Source organism: Flavobacterium palustre (assembly GCF_014639535.1).
Lineage (GTDB): Bacteria > Bacteroidota > Bacteroidia > Flavobacteriales > Flavobacteriaceae > Flavobacterium > Flavobacterium palustre.
On record NZ_BMGA01000003.1, the window covers coordinates 24,908 to 44,114 of the forward strand.

A 19,207-nucleotide genomic window follows, 5' to 3' on the forward strand; every position below is an offset into this window, starting at 1 on the left:
CAAAATTATATATAATTTTGAATTACAGCACATTTTTAAAAAATAAATGTAAAATTAACCATTCATTACAAATCAAATAACTCTCAAAGCCAACTGATAACTAAAAATTTTTCTAAAAATCACTATTCTTACTCTTCATAAAAAAAACTATTTTTGCAGTCTAAAATTTTTATCGATGCCAAATAAAAAATACAAAATAGCGGTTATCCAGTTAAATCTGAATGATGTTGCCGAAAACAATCTTAAAAAATGTATCTCTTGGGTAAGAGACGCTGCCGCACAAGGTGCTGAAGTGATTTCGTTACCAGAATTATACAGCAGTCATTATTTCTGTCAAAGTGAAGATGTTGACAATTTTGCCTTGGCTGAACCTTTATACAGCACTTCTTTTATAGCTTTTAGCGAATTAGCAAAAGAATTAGGTGTAGTAATTATTGTTCCTTTCTTCGAAAAAAGAATGGCCGGAATTTACCACAACAGTGCTTATATCATCGATACTGATGGAACTGAAGCCGGATTATACCGCAAAATGCACATTCCGGACGATCCTGCCTTCTATGAAAAGTTCTATTTCACTCCGGGTGACTTAGGTTTTAAAAACAATCCGACAAAAAAAGGAAATATTGGAACTTTAATCTGTTGGGATCAATGGTATCCGGAAGCAGCTCGTATCACTGCCTTAAAAGGTGCTGAAGTTTTATTTTACCCAACTGCTATTGGATGGCATCCGCAGGAAAAAGAACAATATGGCGAAAACCAATACGGTGCCTGGATGAACGTTATGAAAGGTCATGCTGTGGCCAATGGCGTATATGTTGCTGCCGCGAACCGAATTGGTTTAGAACAATATTTACCAAACACTCCCGGAATTGAATTTTGGGGAGCTTCCTTTATCTGTGGACCACAAGGCGAAATTTTAGCACAGGCTTCACATGACAAAGAAGAAATCCTAATTGCTGAAGTTGACTTAGACTTACAGGAAAACGTACGTCAGAACTGGCCGTTCTTCAGAGACCGAAGAATTGATGCTTTTGGTGACATTACTAAAAGAGCGATAGATTAAACCACAAAGATTCACATAGGAAACGCAGAGGCTCAAAAAGTTTTTTAGCAACCTTTAATCTTTCCATTAAAATCAAAATGGACTAAAACGTATTGTTTTAGTCCATTTTTTTATTCCTATTTCAACAGCAAATTACTCTAAATTAACACAAATTTATTTTTTTATAACTTCGAGAGCTTTACGAAAAACTTTGTGCCCTTTATGGTTAAAATTTTACCACAGATTATTTTGTGCTCTTTGCGAAAACTTCAAAAACTTTGCGGTAAAATGAAACTACAACAAATCAGGTTGGAAAAATTTCACCTTTCCATCTCCTTCACTACTTACTACCAATAAACTTCTTTTATTAGGACTTTTAGAAGCCGGAACAAACAACAAACCTTCCGGAGCATCGCCTGTTTTAATACTTTGTAAATATTGTGGTGCCGACGGATTAGTAATATCATAAACGATGACAGTATCTGTTCTTTCCAAACCTACAAACAAAATGTTTTTGTTTCCCATTTTAGCCACTACCACTGCTTCCGGTTCTGAACCTTTATCATCACTACGATTGTCATCATAAGTACCAAAATCATTTGAACGCTTATCCAAATCATTTTTACTGTCAAAAACCAAACTTCCTGTATTTCCGTTCCAAATGGTAAAAGAACGTGCTCCAAAACTGATTAATTCATCTAAATCACCATCGGTGTCTGTATCTCCTTCTGTCGAAATCAAATTCAAACGTCCCATTGAAGCGTCTGCTTTTAAAGTTGCTGCGTTAGGGAAAACAGTAGCGTCAAGTGTTAAATTCTTCAATCGGGCTATATCGGCATAACCGTCATACTCTCTGGCATCCCCTTCATTAGCGGTAATGAAATACGGTGTTCCGCTTACCGTATAACTGGCAATAGCATCCGGCATAAACAATCCTTTTAGTTTCCATGGATTAAAAGCAATAGCCCCGTCTTTATCACTTACATCAATTCCGTTCTCGGCAGTATTAAAATCTTTGTAACCTAATCCGAATAACGAAGTGATCTTTTTAGAAGCCAAATCTACCTTAGCTACTCCGTTATTTTCCTGTAAAGTTACCCAAGCCGTTTTAGAATCGGCAGAAATGGTGATGTATTCCGGTTCGATATCAGCTGCAAAACTGCTCGCCTTTTTTGAAACTCGAAATCCTTTTGTTTTTAAAGTAGTTAACTCACTTGCAAAACCGGCAAAATTCAAAGTGGTAACCGCATAATCCTTATTGACTTCAATGATAGAAACCGAACCATCCGGATCTACTGTATAATCAGCGTTTGGTTCTCCTTCGTTAGCCGTCATAATAAATTTTCCATCTGGTGAGAAAGTAATCATATCCGGCAATGCACCTACGGTAATTTCTTTTATCAAACTATAATCTGAAGTGTTAAAAACCACTACTTTTCCGTTTCCTTGTTTATTTACTGTCGATTCTAATGCAACAGCTAATTTTCCTTCATAAACTGCCACACTATTGGATGCCCCATTGTAAGTAGTTAAGCTAATAGAAGCTAATTTTACAGGATTAGTAGGATCAGTCAAATCAATAACATCAATCTGATTGGTTCCACTGTTGTTTACCGTGAAAAGTCTTTTTGTAGTTTCGTCATAAGCACTAATTTCGGCTGCGGCTTCCCCGCCAATAGTGATACTTCCAATTTCTTTGAAACTGGCAACGTTCTCGTTTACTTCGGTTTCCTGATTGTTTTCATTTCCTTTATCATTTTCACAACTCGTTAAAATAAAAAGAGCTGCCAATAATGAAATTCCAAAATTTCTCATGTTTGTTTATTTTTGTTTGAAACAAAAATAGATTTACAATACAGGTTTTAGATTAAGACAATATTATAAAATCTTTAACTTCAACTTCAAAAACTACTCAAAAGACTGTTTGCAAAATAAAAACAAAGCATAAAAAAAGCTGTTTCAACCTTAGTCGAAACAGCTTTTCTAATTTTTAATTGTATAAAATTACTTCACTCTAAAAGTAACTCTTCTCATGATTTGGCGTGCTTCCTGAGAATTTTTATTTACAGAAGCATCTTCACCATTACCTTTAACAGTTAATCTTGAAGAATCAATTCCTGCATTAACTAAAACATTTTTAACTGCTTCAGCTCTTTTTTGTGATAATTGTTGGTTATAACTTGAATTTCCTACTTCATCAGCATATCCTAATACATCTGCAGTTTTAGATGGATTATTTTTCAAGTATTTCACTAAAAAGTCAACACCTGACAATGATGCATTCGTTGGTTTTGCAGAATTGAAATCAAAATATACATTCACATAACCTCCGTTGATCAATTCTTCTACAGTACTATTAGTAGCGTTAGTAGTATTTTGTCCGTATTTATTATCTAAATAACTCTCTAAATTATCCGGAACACCATTTTTATTCTTATCAACAGATTGTCCTTTTGTATTAACTGTAGCATCTGCTGGAGTATTTGGCTCTAAATCGTATAAATCAGCTACACCATCTTTATCAGAATCAACAATACCTGTTTCGATTGCAGTAACTCTTTCTTCTAATGCGTCATATTTATCTTTTGAATACCAATCAGCATGCTTTTCGTTTTTCCCTAGGTAAAAAGTCAAACCAACAGATGCATTTAGAGTAACTCCATCAAAAGCACCAGTATATGCCGCACTCATTCCATCAAAGTTATGGTTTTGTCTTCCGTAAACCAAACCACTTAAGTCTCCTGTTAAAGCAACACTATTACTTAATTTAACTTGTCCAGTTAAACCAAGTATTCCATGTCCCATATAATCTTTTCCATTAAAACCGTTATCTGAAGATAATTGAGAAACTCCAAGTCCACCATGTGCCAATAAACCAATTGTATTAGTCCATGTCTCAAAGTTCAAGGCTCTTCCTAAATTAATAACTCCTTGTAAACTTGTTCTAATTAATTTACTTTCGAATGGAGCAGTGTTGTCACGCTCTTGGAATTTATCATATCCAAAATCAAGTTTTAAACCAAATTGAGGACTAAACATATATCTTACTCCTAAATCAGCGTGAAATGGATTAAGTGTAGCAGTTGAATACCCAGCTGTCATAGCTCTTAGTGGTTTGTTTACACCACCATTTAACTCAATAGACCATTTATCAAATGGATCTTTTTCAACAGTTCCCACTGAACTTGTTGATGCAACCTGAGCCGTTGCGGCAAATGTTAGTAGTAACAAAGATACAGAGGCAAATTTCTTTTTCATGTTTTACTTTTTTTAAAATTACTTGTTTTTAATTTTTAAAACTGGCACAAATATAAATCATATAATTCTGATAATTGTTATTTTTAGGTTATATAATTCCCATTATTTATTAGTATTTTTACTTAGACCCTTCTTTACAAACAAGTATTATTTTGATTATCAAAAAGTTAAAACCTCTGTTTTATCATCATATATGCTCTTAAAAAAATGTTATTTTTTTTAATTTGTAAGCTAAATTAACCTCATCATTTTAAATTCCCATCGAATGTTTATATTTGCGGTCATTAAATTTTAGCTTTTTTATGACAACTACAAACAGAAGATTTCCCGCTGAATGGGAAAAACAAGAAGGAATTTTACTTTGTTTTCCGCACAACGGAAACGATTGGCCCGGAAAATACGAAGCAATCCAATGGGCTTTTGTAGAGTTCATCAAAAAAGTAGCTACTTATGAAAAAGTGTTTTTGGTTGTAATTGATGAAAAACTACAAGCCAAAGTAAGCGATATGCTCGACAGAGCGAGAGTAAACCTTAAACAAGTTTCATTCATTATCCAAAAAACAAACAGAAGCTGGATGCGTGACTCTGGACCTATTGTGGTATATAAGGATGGAAAAAGAGAAGCCTTAAATTTTAACTTCAACGGTTGGGCAAAATACAAAAACTTCCAACTCGACAAACACGTTCCTGCAAAAGTTGCCGATGCTTTAAATCTTCCGCTAACACAAGTAACATACAAAGGTAAGCCTGTAATTGTAGAAGGCGGCGCGATTGATGTCAATGGACGAGGAACTCTATTAACTTCTGAAGAATGTCTGATGCACTCAAGCATCCAGGTACGTAATGCCGGTTTTACCAAAGAAGACTACGAAGCTGTTTTCAAAGAATATTTAGGTGTGACCAATGTGATTTGGCTGGGCGACGGAATTGAAGGTGACGACACACACGGTCATATTGATGATTTGGCTCGATTTGTAAACGAAGATACGATTGTAACTATAATAGAAACAGATCCTAATGACGCCAACTACAAACCATTGCAGGACAATTTAAAACGTTTGCAAAATGCTAAACTGGAAGACGGAAAAGCGCCGATTATTGTGACTTTACCAATGCCGAAACGTTTGGATTTTGAAGATTTGCGTTTACCTGCAAGTTATGCTAATTTCCTTATCTTAAACAATTGTGTTTTAGTTCCTACATTCAACGATCCTAACGATAGAAAAGCCTTAAATATATTAGCCGAATGTTTCCCTGACAGAGAAATTATCGGCATTAGTGCTATTGATTTAATTTGGGGATTTGGAACCTTACATTGTTTAAGTCAACAGATTCCCGAATAATATTTTCATTAACCGCAAAGAACATAATACCAACTTTGCGGTTATTTTTTTCACCACAGATTAACACAGATTTCATAAACATTTTCATTTATGAAAACAACTTATCTGAGCTTCTTATCCTTTCAGAAAGTATAAAACTTATATGGTGAAAAACATTTAGCCACTGATTATCACAGATTATAAAAAACTTTGCGAATCTTTGCGTTTACTCAGAGAACCTTGGCGGTAAAACTTAAAAAATTTGCGGTTAAATAATGGCTTTATAAAGCATCGCACATAAAATACCGAATCCAAAGCTCAACAAAGTCCCTATCAAAATATATTCAGTCAATCGGACATCTTTGGATTCTTTTAAATCACCAAATCTGAAAATAGATTTGGCAGCCAATAAAAACCCAATTCCTTCCCAGAAATTAATCATCACAAAAAAGAAAACAAACAACCGTTCTAAAATCCCTATGTATTTACCGGCATTATTAGTATTTCCGGTATCTGTTTTTATAATTTGCTCGCTCCATTTAGACAACAATACTTTTAAAATAATAGCACTCACATAAGTCACGGCAACCAAAGCCGTAATCAAAGCTAAACTTTGCTGTGAATACAAACCCGCGATAGCAATTTCGCATGGAAAATAATAAAATACCACCAAGGCTATCACAGCCAAATGCAACAACTGATCGATAAAAAACCATGATTTTGCCGTTTTCTTTTTTTCTAAATATAATTTGATACAATCAATCCCAAAATGACTCAAAGCAATCAAAATTACCGCCGGAAAATATTGTGAACTGAACCGTGTAGTAATAAGCAATAACAGCAAATGCACGCCTACATGACAATACAAATATTTAGACCTGACTTTTCTCTTTTTCTTATCGTTGACCCAGGTTGTAGGCTGCAATAAAAAATCACCAATCAAATGAGCCAAAAGCAAACTTAAAAATAATACTACCATTGTTTTTTGATTTGTTGTTTGTAAAATGCAATCATATTTTTTATTTCCTCATAGCCCGCTCTTTTTAGCGAAGCACTTATCGAGCTTTGACTTTTTCTGTTAAGCACTGTAGCCAATTGGTTTTGATTAATCTCAGGATTTTCAAAAGCTTTTTTAATCACCTCCGCAGATGTACTCGTCCAGTTATCAGCAATCATCAGCATAAAAGATAAAATTACTTCAAAAGCAGAATTGAATTCAGCCCAGGGAGTTTGTATGCCTAAGGTTTGTTTTTTCAAACTTTCAAAGCATTCACCTGAATTAATAAAAGCAGCTCCATTAGATTCGGTCACCTTATCCGCATTATAATCAATACCACCTACACCTATCGCCATCCGTACATCGAGTGCCTTATGTTGTTTGACAGTAGCTTTAATCAATAACGCTATCTCAAGTGCGTCTTCGGCCGAAACCAGCAACTGAAAACTGTCTCCCCGATAAATCTCCCAATCTTTGGGTTCGCTGCCATAACTGTTTAAAACAACCTTTAAATCAGCCAGCCATACTGCTGAAGCTAGTTTTCGGGAATGCATAATATCTCCTGTAATTACTGCTTTCATAATTTTTGATTTTAACGCAAGATACAAAAATTATCGTTAAATTAAGCGATAATTAAAAATATCGTTAAATTAAGCGATAATAAATATTATCGTCAAATAAAGCGATAATAAAACCAAAATTTGCATTTTCAGAATTCCCAATTATAAACTATCTTCGTTTTCAAAATTGAAAGATGAAAGATTGAAAGATTTTACAGAAGTAATTGCTACTAATAAAATCTGAAATCATTAATCTAAAATCTAAAATCCTAAATGTCTTCTAACAATCTCCTACTTACTCCTATCGAATACTTAAAAGGCGTTGGTCCCAGCCGGGGCGAATTGCTTCGAAAGGAATTGGGGATTCATAAATATGCTGATTTACTCAATTTTTACCCAAATCGTTACATCGACCGAACACGTTATTACAAAATCAACGAGTTGCAAAACAATATTGCCGAAGTACAAATCATCGGGAAAATTATCAATATCAAAACAGTAGAATTTGCCAAAGGCAGAAAACGTCTTGTTGCTACTTTTACAGATGATACAGGTCAAATGGAACTAGTATGGTTTCAGGGACACAAATGGATTCGGGAATCTTTGAAATTAAATCAAATCACAGTAATTTTTGGAAAATGTACTTCATTTAACGGCATGTACAATATGGCGCATCCCGAAATCGAATTGCTGAGCGAACACGAACAAAGTTTGCGTTCGGCTATGCAGGCCGTATATCCTTCGACTGAAACCCTGACCAACCGAGGGATTTCAAATAGAGTGATTAACAAAATGATGCAGCAATTGTTTTTGGAAACACAGGCTTTGTTTACAGAAACTTTACCTGATTATTTAACTCAGGAGTTAAAATTGATTCCCAAGAACGCTGCCCTATTCAACATCCATTTTCCTAAAAGTGCCGATGCTTTGAGGAAAGCCCAATTTCGATTAAAATTTGAAGAATTGTTTTTCATTCAGATACAACTGATTATGAAAAACCTGATTCAGAAACATAAAATAAAAGGACATCCGTTTACCAAGGTAGGTCAATTTTTCAACGAATTTTACCAAAATCATCTGCCTTTTGAATTGACCAATGCTCAAAAAAGAGTGATTAAAGAAATCCGAACCGATATGGGAAGCAATGCCCAAATGAACCGTTTACTGCAAGGTGATGTAGGTTCCGGAAAAACCATTGTGGCCTTTATGAGTATGCTTTTGGCAATGGATAATGGATTTCAGGCTTGTCTGATGGCTCCAACAGAAATTCTGGCCAACCAACATTTTTTAGGGCTTTCGGAATTAGCAAACAAACTTAACATCAACATCCGAATCCTTACGGGTTCAACCAAAACTTCCGATAGAAAAATTATTCACGAAGAACTGGAAAACGGAACTTTACAAATTCTTATTGGCACTCATGCCCTACTGGAAGACAAGGTAAAATTCCATAGTTTAGGCTTGGCAATTATAGATGAGCAACATCGTTTTGGGGTAGAGCAACGTTCTAAACTGTGGAAAAAAAATGATATTCCTCCACATATTTTAGTAATGACTGCCACTCCTATTCCACGAACTTTAGCAATGAGTTTGTATGGTGATTTAGATATTTCGGTTATTGACGAATTGCCTCCCGGACGAAAACCCATTCAAACCGTGCATCGTTATGACAGCAACCGATTGAAAATCTGGAAATTTATTCGGGACGAAATTGCTTTAGGTCGCCAAATTTACATTGTTTATCCATTGATTCAGGAATCAGAAAAAATGGATTACAAAGATTTAATGGACGGCTACGAAAGCATTTCAAGAGATTTCCCTCTGCCGCAATACGCCGTTTCTATTGTTCATGGCAAAATGAAACCAGCAGATAAAGATGCCGAAATGAAACGCTTTTCCGAGGGAAAAACCAATATTATGGTAGCCACTACGGTAATTGAAGTGGGTGTCAATGTTCCTAATGCTTCGGTGATGATTATCGAAAGTGCTGAACGTTTTGGTCTTTCGCAACTACACCAATTGCGTGGTCGCGTAGGTCGTGGTGCAGAGCAAAGTTATTGTATTTTGATTACCAGCCACAAATTGAGTTCAGACAGTAAAACCCGAATGGAAACGATGGTACGCACCAATGATGGTTTTGAAATTGCCGAAGTTGATTTAAAACTACGCGGTCCCGGAAACCTGATGGGAACCCAACAAAGTGGTGTATTAAATCTTCAAATTGCAGATATCGTTAAAGACCGCGAAATACTATCACTCGCCCGTGCACATGCCTTGAAAATCCTTTCTGACGATGCACCGCTACAAAAACCGGAACATGCCGTTTTAAGAGCTGTGTATATGGAATTGACTAAGAAAAAAAATATTTGGAATTACATTAGTTAAAAAACTAATAACAAACAACTTACTTACCACAATACAAAACAGCGACAGTTTTTTTTAGTAATTTTAAAAAAAGAAATAAACCTTTCTTTAAAATCAAGGTCATATTTAATTACACTAATAAAAAACACGCTTTCTACTTGTTAAATTTTATTTAAAATAAAATTGTTGTACCTACAAGTATCAAATTTACTTTTAACTTGCAAAGTCTAAAGATGTTCCTAAAAAAGGCTTTTCGACCATAAATCTACTTAAATATGAAAATTAAAAACATCGTTTACGCTTTATTGATTATCGGATTAGGTTCTTTCATTACGTATCGGGTAATGGAAAACAAAAGTGATTCTGAAAACAACAAAGACAAATCGGATAAAAAAAATCCAATTGCAGTAAATGGAATTGTCATAAAACCAGAGGTTTTTAACAGCAATCTCTCTTTGTCCGGTTCAATTGAGGCTAATGAACAAGTAGAAATTCGCTCAGAAGTTTCCGGTATTGTAGAAAGTATTCATTTCAAAGAAGGCAGCAACGTAAGCAAAGGACAATTGCTTTTTAAAGTCAATGATAGCGAATTAAAAGCACAGCTCAGTCAGGCAACAACTAAAGAAAAATTAGCCGCAGAAAATGAACGAAGAGCCCAACTTTTACTGCAAAAAGAAGCTATTAGTCAGGAAGAATACGATATTGCCAGAGCTGAATATGCTTCAACCAAAGCTCAAAGTCAGTTAATCAAAGCTCAAATTGCCAAAACTTCGGTAAGAGCACCCTTTTCGGGAAAAATCGGACTGCGTTCCATTTCTCCGGGAACTTACATCACTCCTACTGTTTTGGTTGCCAAATTAGTCAATATCGAAAAGGTAAAAATCAGCTTTTCAATACCTGAAAAATATGCTGCTCAGGTAAAAATAGGAACCCTAATCGATATCATGGTTTCGGGAACAGCCAAACCATATACCGCAAAAATATACGCCATAGAACCCGAAGTAGAAATTACAACTCGAACCTTAAAAATTCGTGCTATTGCAGATAACACCGATGGAAAACTGTTTCCCGGAACATTTGCTGATGTAAAATTGCCTTTAAACACCATTAATGATGCGATTGTAATTCCTACCGAAGCTATTGTTCCCGTACAAGAGGGAAAAAAAGTTTTTATTTCGAATATGGGAAAAGCCAAAGAAGTAATGGTAGAAGCGACCACCAGAACTGATGCTTCAATCCTGATTCTTTCCGGATTAAATGCTGGAGATACTCTCATAACCAGCGGTGTAATGTCGTTAAAAAATGATGCCCCAATAAAAGTGATCGTTCAAAAATAAAGGTTTTGAATTATGGGTTTTGAGTTTTCAAAATCGAAAATCTGAAGTCTAAAATCAAAAATCTGCCATCACAATGAGTTTATCCACCACCAGCATAAGAAGACCTGTTTTAACCATAGTACTAAACCTTTTAATTATATTGTTTGGTATAATAGGCTATACTTTTTTAGGAGTTCGTGAATTTCCATCAATTGATCCGGCTCAGGTTTCTATTCGTACCAATTATACAGGAGCCAATTCGGATATTATTGAATCCCAAATTACCGAACCACTTGAAAAAGCGGTCAATTCAATTGACGGTATCCGAAACATTACTTCTTCCAGTAATCAGGGAAGCAGTATTATTACCATTGAATTTAATTTAGACAAAGACCTTGAAAGCGCTGCCAATGATGTGCGTGACAAAGTCTCTCAGGCCGTTAGGAATTTACCAAAAGACATCGACGCTCCTCCGGTAGTTTCTAAAGCTGATGCCGATAGTGAGTCTATCATTTCTATGACGCTTCAAAGTGACCGCAGAAATTCATTAGAATTAAGCGATTATGCCGAAAATGTCATTTCACAACGATTAGAAACGATTCCGGGAGTTAGCGGCGTTCAAATTTGGGGACAAAAACGCTATGCCATGCGTTTGTGGATTGACCCCGTAAAATTAGCCGCTTATGGCTGTACTGTTGCCGAAGTTCGCGATGCCTTAAATGCACAAAACGTAGAACTGCCTTCCGGAAAATTAACAGGAAACAATACCGAATTAGCGGTAAAAACAATTGGAAACCTTTCCAGTGCCGAAGAATTCAATAACATTATTATTAAAACTGATGGAGATAAAATTGTTCGTTTTAGTGATATAGGAAACGCCAGTCTGGGTGCCGAAAATATCGAAACCCAAATGACACAATCAGGACTACCAATGATTGGTATGGCTATTGTTCCTATGCCGGGAGCCAATTATTTAGATATTTCTGAAGAATTTTATAAAAAATACGAAGCCTTAAAAAAAGATTTACCTGAAGATATCCAACTCAACATTGCATTGGACAACACCGCTTTTGTCAAAAAATCAGTACTGGAAGTTGCCGAAACATTAGGGATTTCGATTATTCTGGTTATCATAATAATCTACTTATTTTTTAGAGACTGGGCCATTGCATTCAGACCTTTAATTGACATTCCGGTTTCGTTGATTGCTACCTTTTTTATCATGTGGCTTTTCGGTTTTTCAATAAACGTACTGACACTTTTAGCCATTGTTTTGGCCACCGGACTTGTAGTTGATGACGGAATTGTAGTTACCGAAAACATTTTCAAAAAAGTCGAAGAAGGCATGTCGCCTATCGAAGCTGCGATAAAGGGTTCTAACGAAATTTTCTATGCGGTAATTTCAATTTCAGTCACCCTGGCGGCGGTTTTTTTACCTGTTATTTTCTTAGAAGGATTCGTAGGGCGGCTTTTCCGGGAATTTGGTGTTGTTATTGGTGCTGCGGTACTAATATCGGCTTTTGTGGCTTTGACTTTAACGCCAATGCTAAATGCATATTTAATGAAAGGCGGCGAACAAAAAAAATCCAATTTTTATATTAAAACCGAACCTTTTTTCGAAAAATTAAATAGCGGTTATACTAATTCGTTAAAAGCTTTTATGGATAAAAAATGGATTAGCTTTCCCATTTTGATTAGCTGTTTTGGAATCATTTATTTATTCTACACTTTACTGCCAAAAGAAACGGCACCTTATGATGATCGTAGTTCGGTAACCATGCGTATGACCACTCCTGAAGGTGCTACTTATGAATACACCGATCGTTTTATGCAGGAAATTTCAAAATTAGTTGATGATTCTATTCCGGAGAAAAAAGTAAGTTTAGTCATTACATCTCCCGGATTTAGTTCGGCTTCAATTAATAGTGGATTTATCAGACTCACCCTGAAAGATGTCAGCGAAAGAGAAGCTTCTCAAAAAGATATTGCCGATAAATTATCCAAATGGACTAAACAATATCCTAATGCTAAAACATCGGTTATTCAACAGCCAACAATTGCCGTAAACAGACGTGGTGGTTTACCAATTCAATATATTATTCAGGCTCCAACATTCGAAAAACTGCGTGAAAAAATTCCGGTTTTTATGGAAGAAGTGGGAAAAAGTGATGTTTTTTCAATTACCGATGTCAATTTAAAATTCGACAAACCCGAAATCAATGTAACTATCGACCGTAACAAAGCCGAAAGTTTAGGTATTTCGATACTTGATATTGCCCAAACATTACAACTTTCCTTAAGCGGGCAACGTTTTGGTTATTTTATTAAAAACGGCAAACAGTATCAGGTTATTGGTCAATTTGATCAAAAAGACCGTTCGAAACCGCTGGATTTGACTTCTATATTTGTTAAAAACAACAAAGGCGAATTGATTCAGATGGACAATGTGGTCAGTGTGGAAGAACAAAGTAATCCGCCGCAATTGTATCACAACAATCGCTACATGTCGGCAACGGTTTCAGCCGGTCTCGCTCCGGGCAAAAGTATCAGCGACGGAATTGATGCCATGAACGAAATAAAAGCCAAAGTACTTGATGATAGCTTCACCACTGATTTAGGTGGAGAATCCAGAGATTTTGTCGAAAGTAGCTCGAATACCTCTTTCGCTTTCGGACTCGCTTTATTATTAATTTTCCTGATTTTAGCAGCTCAATTTGAAAGTTTTGTTGATCCTTTCATCATCATTCTTACCGTACCAATGGCAGTTGCGGGAGCTTTATTTTCATTATGGTTATTTGACCAAACCTGGAATATTTTTAGCCAGATTGGAACGGTAATGCTTATTGGATTAGTAACCAAAAACGGTATTTTAATTGTTGAATTTGCCAATCAATTGCGCGAACAGGGAAAATCAAAATACGATGCTATTATGGAAGCTTCCGAAGCTCGTTTAAGACCTATTTTAATGACCAGTTTAGCCATTGCCCTGGGAGCTTTACCTATCGCATTATCGCTGGGGGCGGCTTCTACCAGCAGAATTGGAATGGGAGTTGTAATTGTAGGGGGAACTATTTTTTCTTTAATACTAACTTTATTTATTATTCCGGCGCTTTATTATATGTGGTCCAGAGCTAAGAAACATTATCCTGAATTTGACCGTATTGACGAATATGAAAAAGCAAGTAAATCGCAGATTTAATTTAACAAACCGATAGCTTTAAAAAGCTTTGGAGTTAAAAAATAATTTATAGCAACCATTTTCTATGAGAACTACATCTATTATAAAAAGTCTGTTTGTATTGCTGTTTTGCATCGCAAATGCAAATGCACAGCAAATCCTGACTATTGAAGAAGCACTAAAAACAGCATTAGAAAACAATTACGAAATTAAAATTGCGGCTAACAATTTAGAAGTAAATAAAACCAATAATGCCATTGGTAATGCCGGAATGCTTCCAACACTAACAGCCAATTTAGTTGATAATAATAACATTCAAAATCTATCGCAAACTCGTTTAGACGGAACGGAAAACAGTTTAAATAACGCAAAAAACAATAGTCTGAATTACGGTGTAAGTTTAGGTTGGACTATTTTTGACGGTATGAGTATGTTTGCCAAAAGAGAGCAATTGCAGGAACTTCAAAAACTGGGAGAATCACAATTAAAACTGAATATTCTAACTAAAATTGCCGATGTTTATGCTACCTATTTTGATTTAGTACAACAACAGCAGCAATTAGCCGCTTTAGACTCTACTCTGGTTATTTCTAATCAACGATTAGCCTTAGCGCAAAACCGTTTTAGCATAGGCAAAGCATCAAAACTGGAAGTTTTAAATGCACAAGTGGATTTGAACACCGACAAAGTGACGCTGTTAAAACAAAAAGAATTGTTTTTGAATACTAAAATTCTTTTGAACCAAATATTAGCACGAAACACCAAAACGGATTTTAAAGTAAATGCTGTTTTCACAGTAGATTCCAATTTAAAATTAGCCGAATTGAACGAATTGGCTCAAAAACAAAATCCACAATTACAAGCACAAATTATCAATAAAAGAGTTGCCGAACTGCAACTAAAACAAGTAAAAGCAAGTCGATATCCTACCGTAAGACTAACCACAGGTTATAATTTTAGTGAAACAGAATCCAGTTTAGGATTTGTTACCCAGTCTTCTTCAAGAGGATTCAATTATGGTTTTAATGCTTCATTGAATCTGTTTGATGGCTTTGCCCAACATCGAAATGAGAAAATTGCTAATCTGGCTATTGAAAATGCCAAAATACAAATTGAACAACAAAATCTAAATCTGGAAACCCAACTGGCAACTGCTTATCAAACGTATTTAACAAATTTAGAACTGATTGAACTGGAAAAAACAAACCAAACCATTGCCAAACAGAATCTGTCAATTACTTTAGATAAATTCCATATTGGCACCATAACCACTTTAGAATTCAGGACTGCGCAATTAAATTTTGTTAACGCAACCGTACGTTATACTAATGCACAATATCAGGCTAAATTATCGGAGATTGCATTAAAAGAATTGGCAGGAAATATTAGTTTTTGATTTATTTTTGCTAAAAAATAAAATCAATGACCTCATACAACCCAAAAGACTGGATTCGTTTTATCTTCTTTATCAGCAAGGCTGATACCATTCGAAAATTATTTCCAATAATGGTACTCATCGGTATCTATTCCGGAATTATTGGTTATTTGGAACTGGTATATTGGCATTTACCTGAAAACAGCTATGTAAAAAACATTTCTGTAATGCACAGCATGCTTGGTTTTGTAATTTCATTATTGCTGGCCTATCGAACCAATACAGCTTATGACCGCTGGTGGGAAGGTCGAAAAATGTGGGGAGCTCTGGTAAACAGCAGTCGAAATTTAGCTCTAAAATTATCAGCAATTTTAACTAACGAAACTGATCGTAGTTTTTTTAGAAAAATAATTCCCAGTTATGCTTCTATTCTGCAAAAACATTTAGATGATAGCGACACGGCCAAACAATTGTTTGACGATGTCGATTTGGAAATTGATCATCACAAACACAAACCCAATCAATTGGCTAAAATGTTGTTTCAAAAAGTAAATGATTTGTATGTTTCTAAAAAAATTACTGGCGACCAGTTGATTATCATCAACAACGAACTCCAATCGTTTACTGATATTTGCGGTGCTTGTGAACGCATAAAAAACACCCCTATTCCCTACTCTTACAGTGCATTTATCAAAAAATTCATTTTTATTTATGTACTTACCCTTCCTTTTGCTTATGTATTTATTCTGGGTTATTACGTCATTCCTGTAGTGGTTTTTATTTTTTATGTATTGGCAAGTTTAGAATTAATTGCCGAAGAAATTGAAGATCCGTTTGGAACTGATGCCAACGATTTACCTACCAAAAAAATTGCCGCAAACATTAAAAAACATGTGGAGGAGATTATTTAATTTTTTTTAACCGCAAATTACGCAGATTATCGCAAATTGATTTATTAATCCTGCAAGGTTTTCAGAACCTTGTAGGTATTTGTAGTTTGGTAGCTTATAAATTTTAATTATGCCTACAAGCTCAAAAAAATCCCTGCAAAAAAATCATCCTTATATGAATAAAACTCCTCTCCTAGTCCTGACAGTAGTGAAAAGCCTTTAGGGGAAGAAAGCTGCTTTTTTCCCGGGGATGCAGAGCGACCAACGGAAGCTCCTGCAGCTCCTTGGAAAAAGAGCTTGAAAACCTAAAGCTTGTAGCGAATGGCAGGGAGATACTTTCCTGAAAAAGCCAATTGCTTTACTCCTAAAAATCATCAAGAATATTAACAAAATCCGGGAGTAATAACTTTGAAGCTCGGTTGACAATGTTTATATTTGCAACCTTATTAAAATTTACAAATGAAAATATCATACAACTGGTTAAAACAATTCATTAAGACCGATTGGGATTCTGAAAAAACAGCAGCATTATTGACTGATTTAGGTCTTGAGGTAGAAGTGGTTGAAAAATATCAATCTGTAAAAGGAGGATTGGAAGGTATTGTAGTTGGTCATGTACTTACATGTGAAAAACATCCGGATGCCGACAAATTAAAAGTAACTACTGTTGATTTAGGAAATGGTACCCCAATACAAGTTGTTTGTGGTGCCAGCAATGTAGCAGCAGGACAAAAAGTACCTGTAGCCACAATTGGCACTGTATTATATGATAAAGAAGGAAATTCTTTTACGATTAAAAAAGGAAAAATCCGCGGACAGGAAAGCCACGGAATGATTTGTGCCGAAGACGAATTAGGTCTGGGAGAAAGTCATGACGGAATTATGGTTTTAGACAACGCTTTAGTTCCGGGAACTCCGGCAGCCAAAGTTTTCAAAATAGAAAATGACGAAGTTTTCGAAATAGGCTTAACGCCAAATCGTGCCGATGCAATGAGTCATTTGGGTACAGCCCGTGATTTGAGAGCGGGATTATTACAAAATGGTGTGAGCGTTGAATTAATTACGCCATCTATAAGTAATTTCAGGGTCGATATGCGTACCTTAAAAATTGACGTTAATGTCGAAGCTCCTCTTTTAGCACCTCGCTATTGCGGAGTTAGCATTTCGGGAATTACCGTAAAACCTTCACCAGCCTGGTTGCAGGATCGTTTAAAGGCTATTGGCATCAATCCAAAAAACAATATTGTCGATGTAACGAATTATGTTTTACATGATTTAGGACAGCCATTACACGCTTTTGACGCTGCAAAAATCAACGGAAAAATCCATGTAAAAACAGTTGAAGCCGGAACAAAATTCGTCACTTTGGATGATGTGGAAAGAACATTACACGAAGAAGATTTAATGATTTGTGACGACAAAGGACCAATGTGTATTGCAGGAGTTTTTGGCGGTCAAAAATCGGGAGTGACTGATAACTCTACTTCTATTTTCTTAGAAAGTGCTTATTTCAACCCGGTAAGCGTTAGAAAAACAGCTAAAAGACACCAATTAAACACCGATGCTTCTTTTAGATTTGAAAGAGGAATTGACCCGAGCATTACTGCTTATGCCTTAAAACGTGCGGCTTTGTTAATTCAGGAAGTTGCAGGTGGAAATATCACTTCTGATCTTATCGATATTTACACTAAAAAAATAGAAGATTTCTCCGTGTTTTTGAATTTTGATAAGGTTACCAAAATTATCGGGCAACAAATTCCAAAAGACACTATCAAAAAAATATTAGTTTCATTAGACATTAAAGTCAATAGCGTTTCGGATGCCGGTTTAGGTTTGACTATTCCTGCTTACCGCGTAGATGTTCAAAGAGAAATTGATGTAATCGAAGAAATCCTTAGAGTTTACGGATACAATAAAATTGATTTTTCGAATAAATTAAACGCTACCGTTTTTAACGCGCCGAGAAACGAAGATTATAAGTTACAGAATATCGTTGGAAACCAATTGAATTCACAAGGATTCCACGAAATGATGGCTAATTCGCTTACTACGGCTTCTTATGTTCAGCTTTCAGAAATGCTGAAAGAAGAGCATAATGTAACGATGTTAAATCCGTTGAGTAATGATTTGGCAACCATGCGTCAGTCTTTATTATTCTCAGGATTGGAAGCCATTGCTTACAACATCAACCGTAAAAATGCCGATTTAAGATTATTCGAATTTGGTAAAACCTACCATAAATTCCTTTCAGGCTACGAAGAGCACAAACATCTTACTTTGTTCTTAACAGGAAACAGAAATCAGGAAAATTGGACTAATCCGCAGAAACCTTCTGATTTCTTTTTATTCAAAGGTTATGTAGAAGGAATTTTTTCCAGATTAGGAATTACTAAAACACAGAGCAGTCCTGTAAAATCGGATGTATTCTCAGAAGGAATTGCTATTGGAACTTCTCAAAATGTGTTGGTAGAATTTGGTGTAGTAAAAAAATCAATCTTAAAGCATTTCGGAATCAAACAAGAGGTTTTCTATGCTGATTTTAATTGGGAAGCTGTTTTAAAAAGCATTCCTGGCAAAATTAAATTTACTGACATCACTAAATACCCGGAAGTACGAAGAGATTTGGCTTTATTGATTGACCAAAATGTAAACTACGACAGCATTTATGCTATTGCCAGACAAACAGAGAAAAGTTTATTAAAAGAAATCAATCTTTTTGATGTTTACGAAGGTAAAAATCTACCGGAAGGTAAAAAATCATACGCTTTAAGTTTTATTCTTCAGGACGATTCAAAAACACTTACTGATGCTCAAATTGATAAAATTATGGGCAAACTGCAAAAGAATTTTGAAACTGAACTGGGAGCAAGTTTGAGATAAAACAAAAGCTATTATACACAAAAAA

12 protein-coding genes are annotated in these 19,207 nt (G+C 35.4%); 8 read left to right on the forward strand and 4 right to left on the reverse strand.

Annotation, left to right across the window (positions count from 1 at the left end; genetic code table 11):
• Positions 1-175: 175 nt before the first annotated feature.
• The gene (locus tag IEV84_RS07125) at positions 176-1,063 is read left to right on the forward strand and encodes a carbon-nitrogen hydrolase (RefSeq protein WP_188493608.1); all 888 of its coding nucleotides are present in this window, start codon (positions 176-178) and stop codon (positions 1,061-1,063) included.
• Positions 1,064-1,336: 273 nt separating this feature from the next.
• On the opposite strand, the gene IEV84_RS07130 is transcribed toward IEV84_RS07125, so the two are convergent.
• Positions 1,337-2,857 carry a choice-of-anchor I family protein gene (locus IEV84_RS07130; RefSeq protein WP_188493609.1) on the reverse strand — a complete coding sequence of 507 codons (1,521 nt, stop codon included), beginning with the start codon at positions 2,855-2,857 and terminating at the stop codon, positions 1,337-1,339.
• 189 nt (positions 2,858-3,046) lie between these two features.
• On the reverse strand, positions 3,047-4,300 hold the full coding sequence (locus IEV84_RS07135) for an OmpA family protein (protein WP_188493610.1): 1,254 nt from the start codon (positions 4,298-4,300) through the stop codon (positions 3,047-3,049).
• 302 nt (positions 4,301-4,602) lie between these two features.
• Here IEV84_RS07135 and IEV84_RS07140 point away from each other — a divergent pair, with 302 nt between their 5' ends.
• Positions 4,603-5,643: an agmatine deiminase family protein gene (locus IEV84_RS07140; protein ID WP_188493611.1), complete on the forward strand. Its 1,041-nt coding sequence runs from the start codon at positions 4,603-4,605 to the stop codon at positions 5,641-5,643.
• A gap of 247 nt (positions 5,644-5,890) precedes the next feature.
• On the opposite strand, the gene IEV84_RS07145 is transcribed toward IEV84_RS07140, so the two are convergent.
• Both IEV84_RS07145 and IEV84_RS07150 read right to left on the reverse strand, forming a co-directional pair.
• On the reverse strand, positions 5,891-6,601 hold the full coding sequence (locus IEV84_RS07145; RefSeq protein ID WP_188493612.1) for a DUF3307 domain-containing protein: 711 nt from the start codon (positions 6,599-6,601) through the stop codon (positions 5,891-5,893).
• The gene (locus tag IEV84_RS07150; protein WP_188493613.1) at positions 6,595-7,200 is read right to left on the reverse strand and encodes a transcriptional regulator; all 606 of its coding nucleotides are present in this window, start codon (positions 7,198-7,200) and stop codon (positions 6,595-6,597) included. Before IEV84_RS07150 ends, IEV84_RS07145 begins: the two co-directional genes overlap by 7 nt.
• 252 nt (positions 7,201-7,452) lie before the next feature.
• On the opposite strand from IEV84_RS07150, the gene recG reads away from it, so the two are divergent.
• The 6 genes from recG (at position 7,453) to pheT (ending at position 19,182) form a co-directional block, all read left to right on the forward strand.
• Positions 7,453-9,564 carry an ATP-dependent DNA helicase RecG gene (gene recG, locus IEV84_RS07155; RefSeq protein ID WP_188493614.1) on the forward strand — a complete coding sequence of 704 codons (2,112 nt, stop codon included), beginning with the start codon at positions 7,453-7,455 and terminating at the stop codon, positions 9,562-9,564.
• Between the two features lie 254 nt (positions 9,565-9,818).
• Positions 9,819-10,880, forward strand: a complete 1,062-nt coding sequence (locus IEV84_RS07160; protein ID WP_188493615.1) for an efflux RND transporter periplasmic adaptor subunit — start codon at positions 9,819-9,821, stop codon at positions 10,878-10,880.
• 73 nt (positions 10,881-10,953) lie between these two features.
• A complete protein-coding gene (locus tag IEV84_RS07165) occupies positions 10,954-14,058 on the forward strand; it encodes an efflux RND transporter permease subunit (RefSeq protein WP_188493616.1) in 3,105 nt (1,034 codons plus the stop codon).
• 64 nt (positions 14,059-14,122) lie between these two features.
• Complete coding sequence (locus IEV84_RS07170) at positions 14,123-15,433, forward strand: TolC family protein (protein ID WP_188493617.1); 1,311 nt, start codon at positions 14,123-14,125, stop codon at positions 15,431-15,433.
• A gap of 26 nt (positions 15,434-15,459) precedes the next feature.
• The gene (locus IEV84_RS07175; protein WP_188493618.1) at positions 15,460-16,323 is read left to right on the forward strand and encodes a bestrophin family protein; all 864 of its coding nucleotides are present in this window, start codon (positions 15,460-15,462) and stop codon (positions 16,321-16,323) included.
• Positions 16,324-16,761: 438 nt separating this feature from the next.
• Entirely contained in the window at positions 16,762-19,182 is a 2,421-nt protein-coding gene (pheT, locus tag IEV84_RS07180; protein WP_188493619.1) for a phenylalanine--tRNA ligase subunit beta, read from the forward strand.
• Positions 19,183-19,207 lie beyond the last annotated feature (25 nt).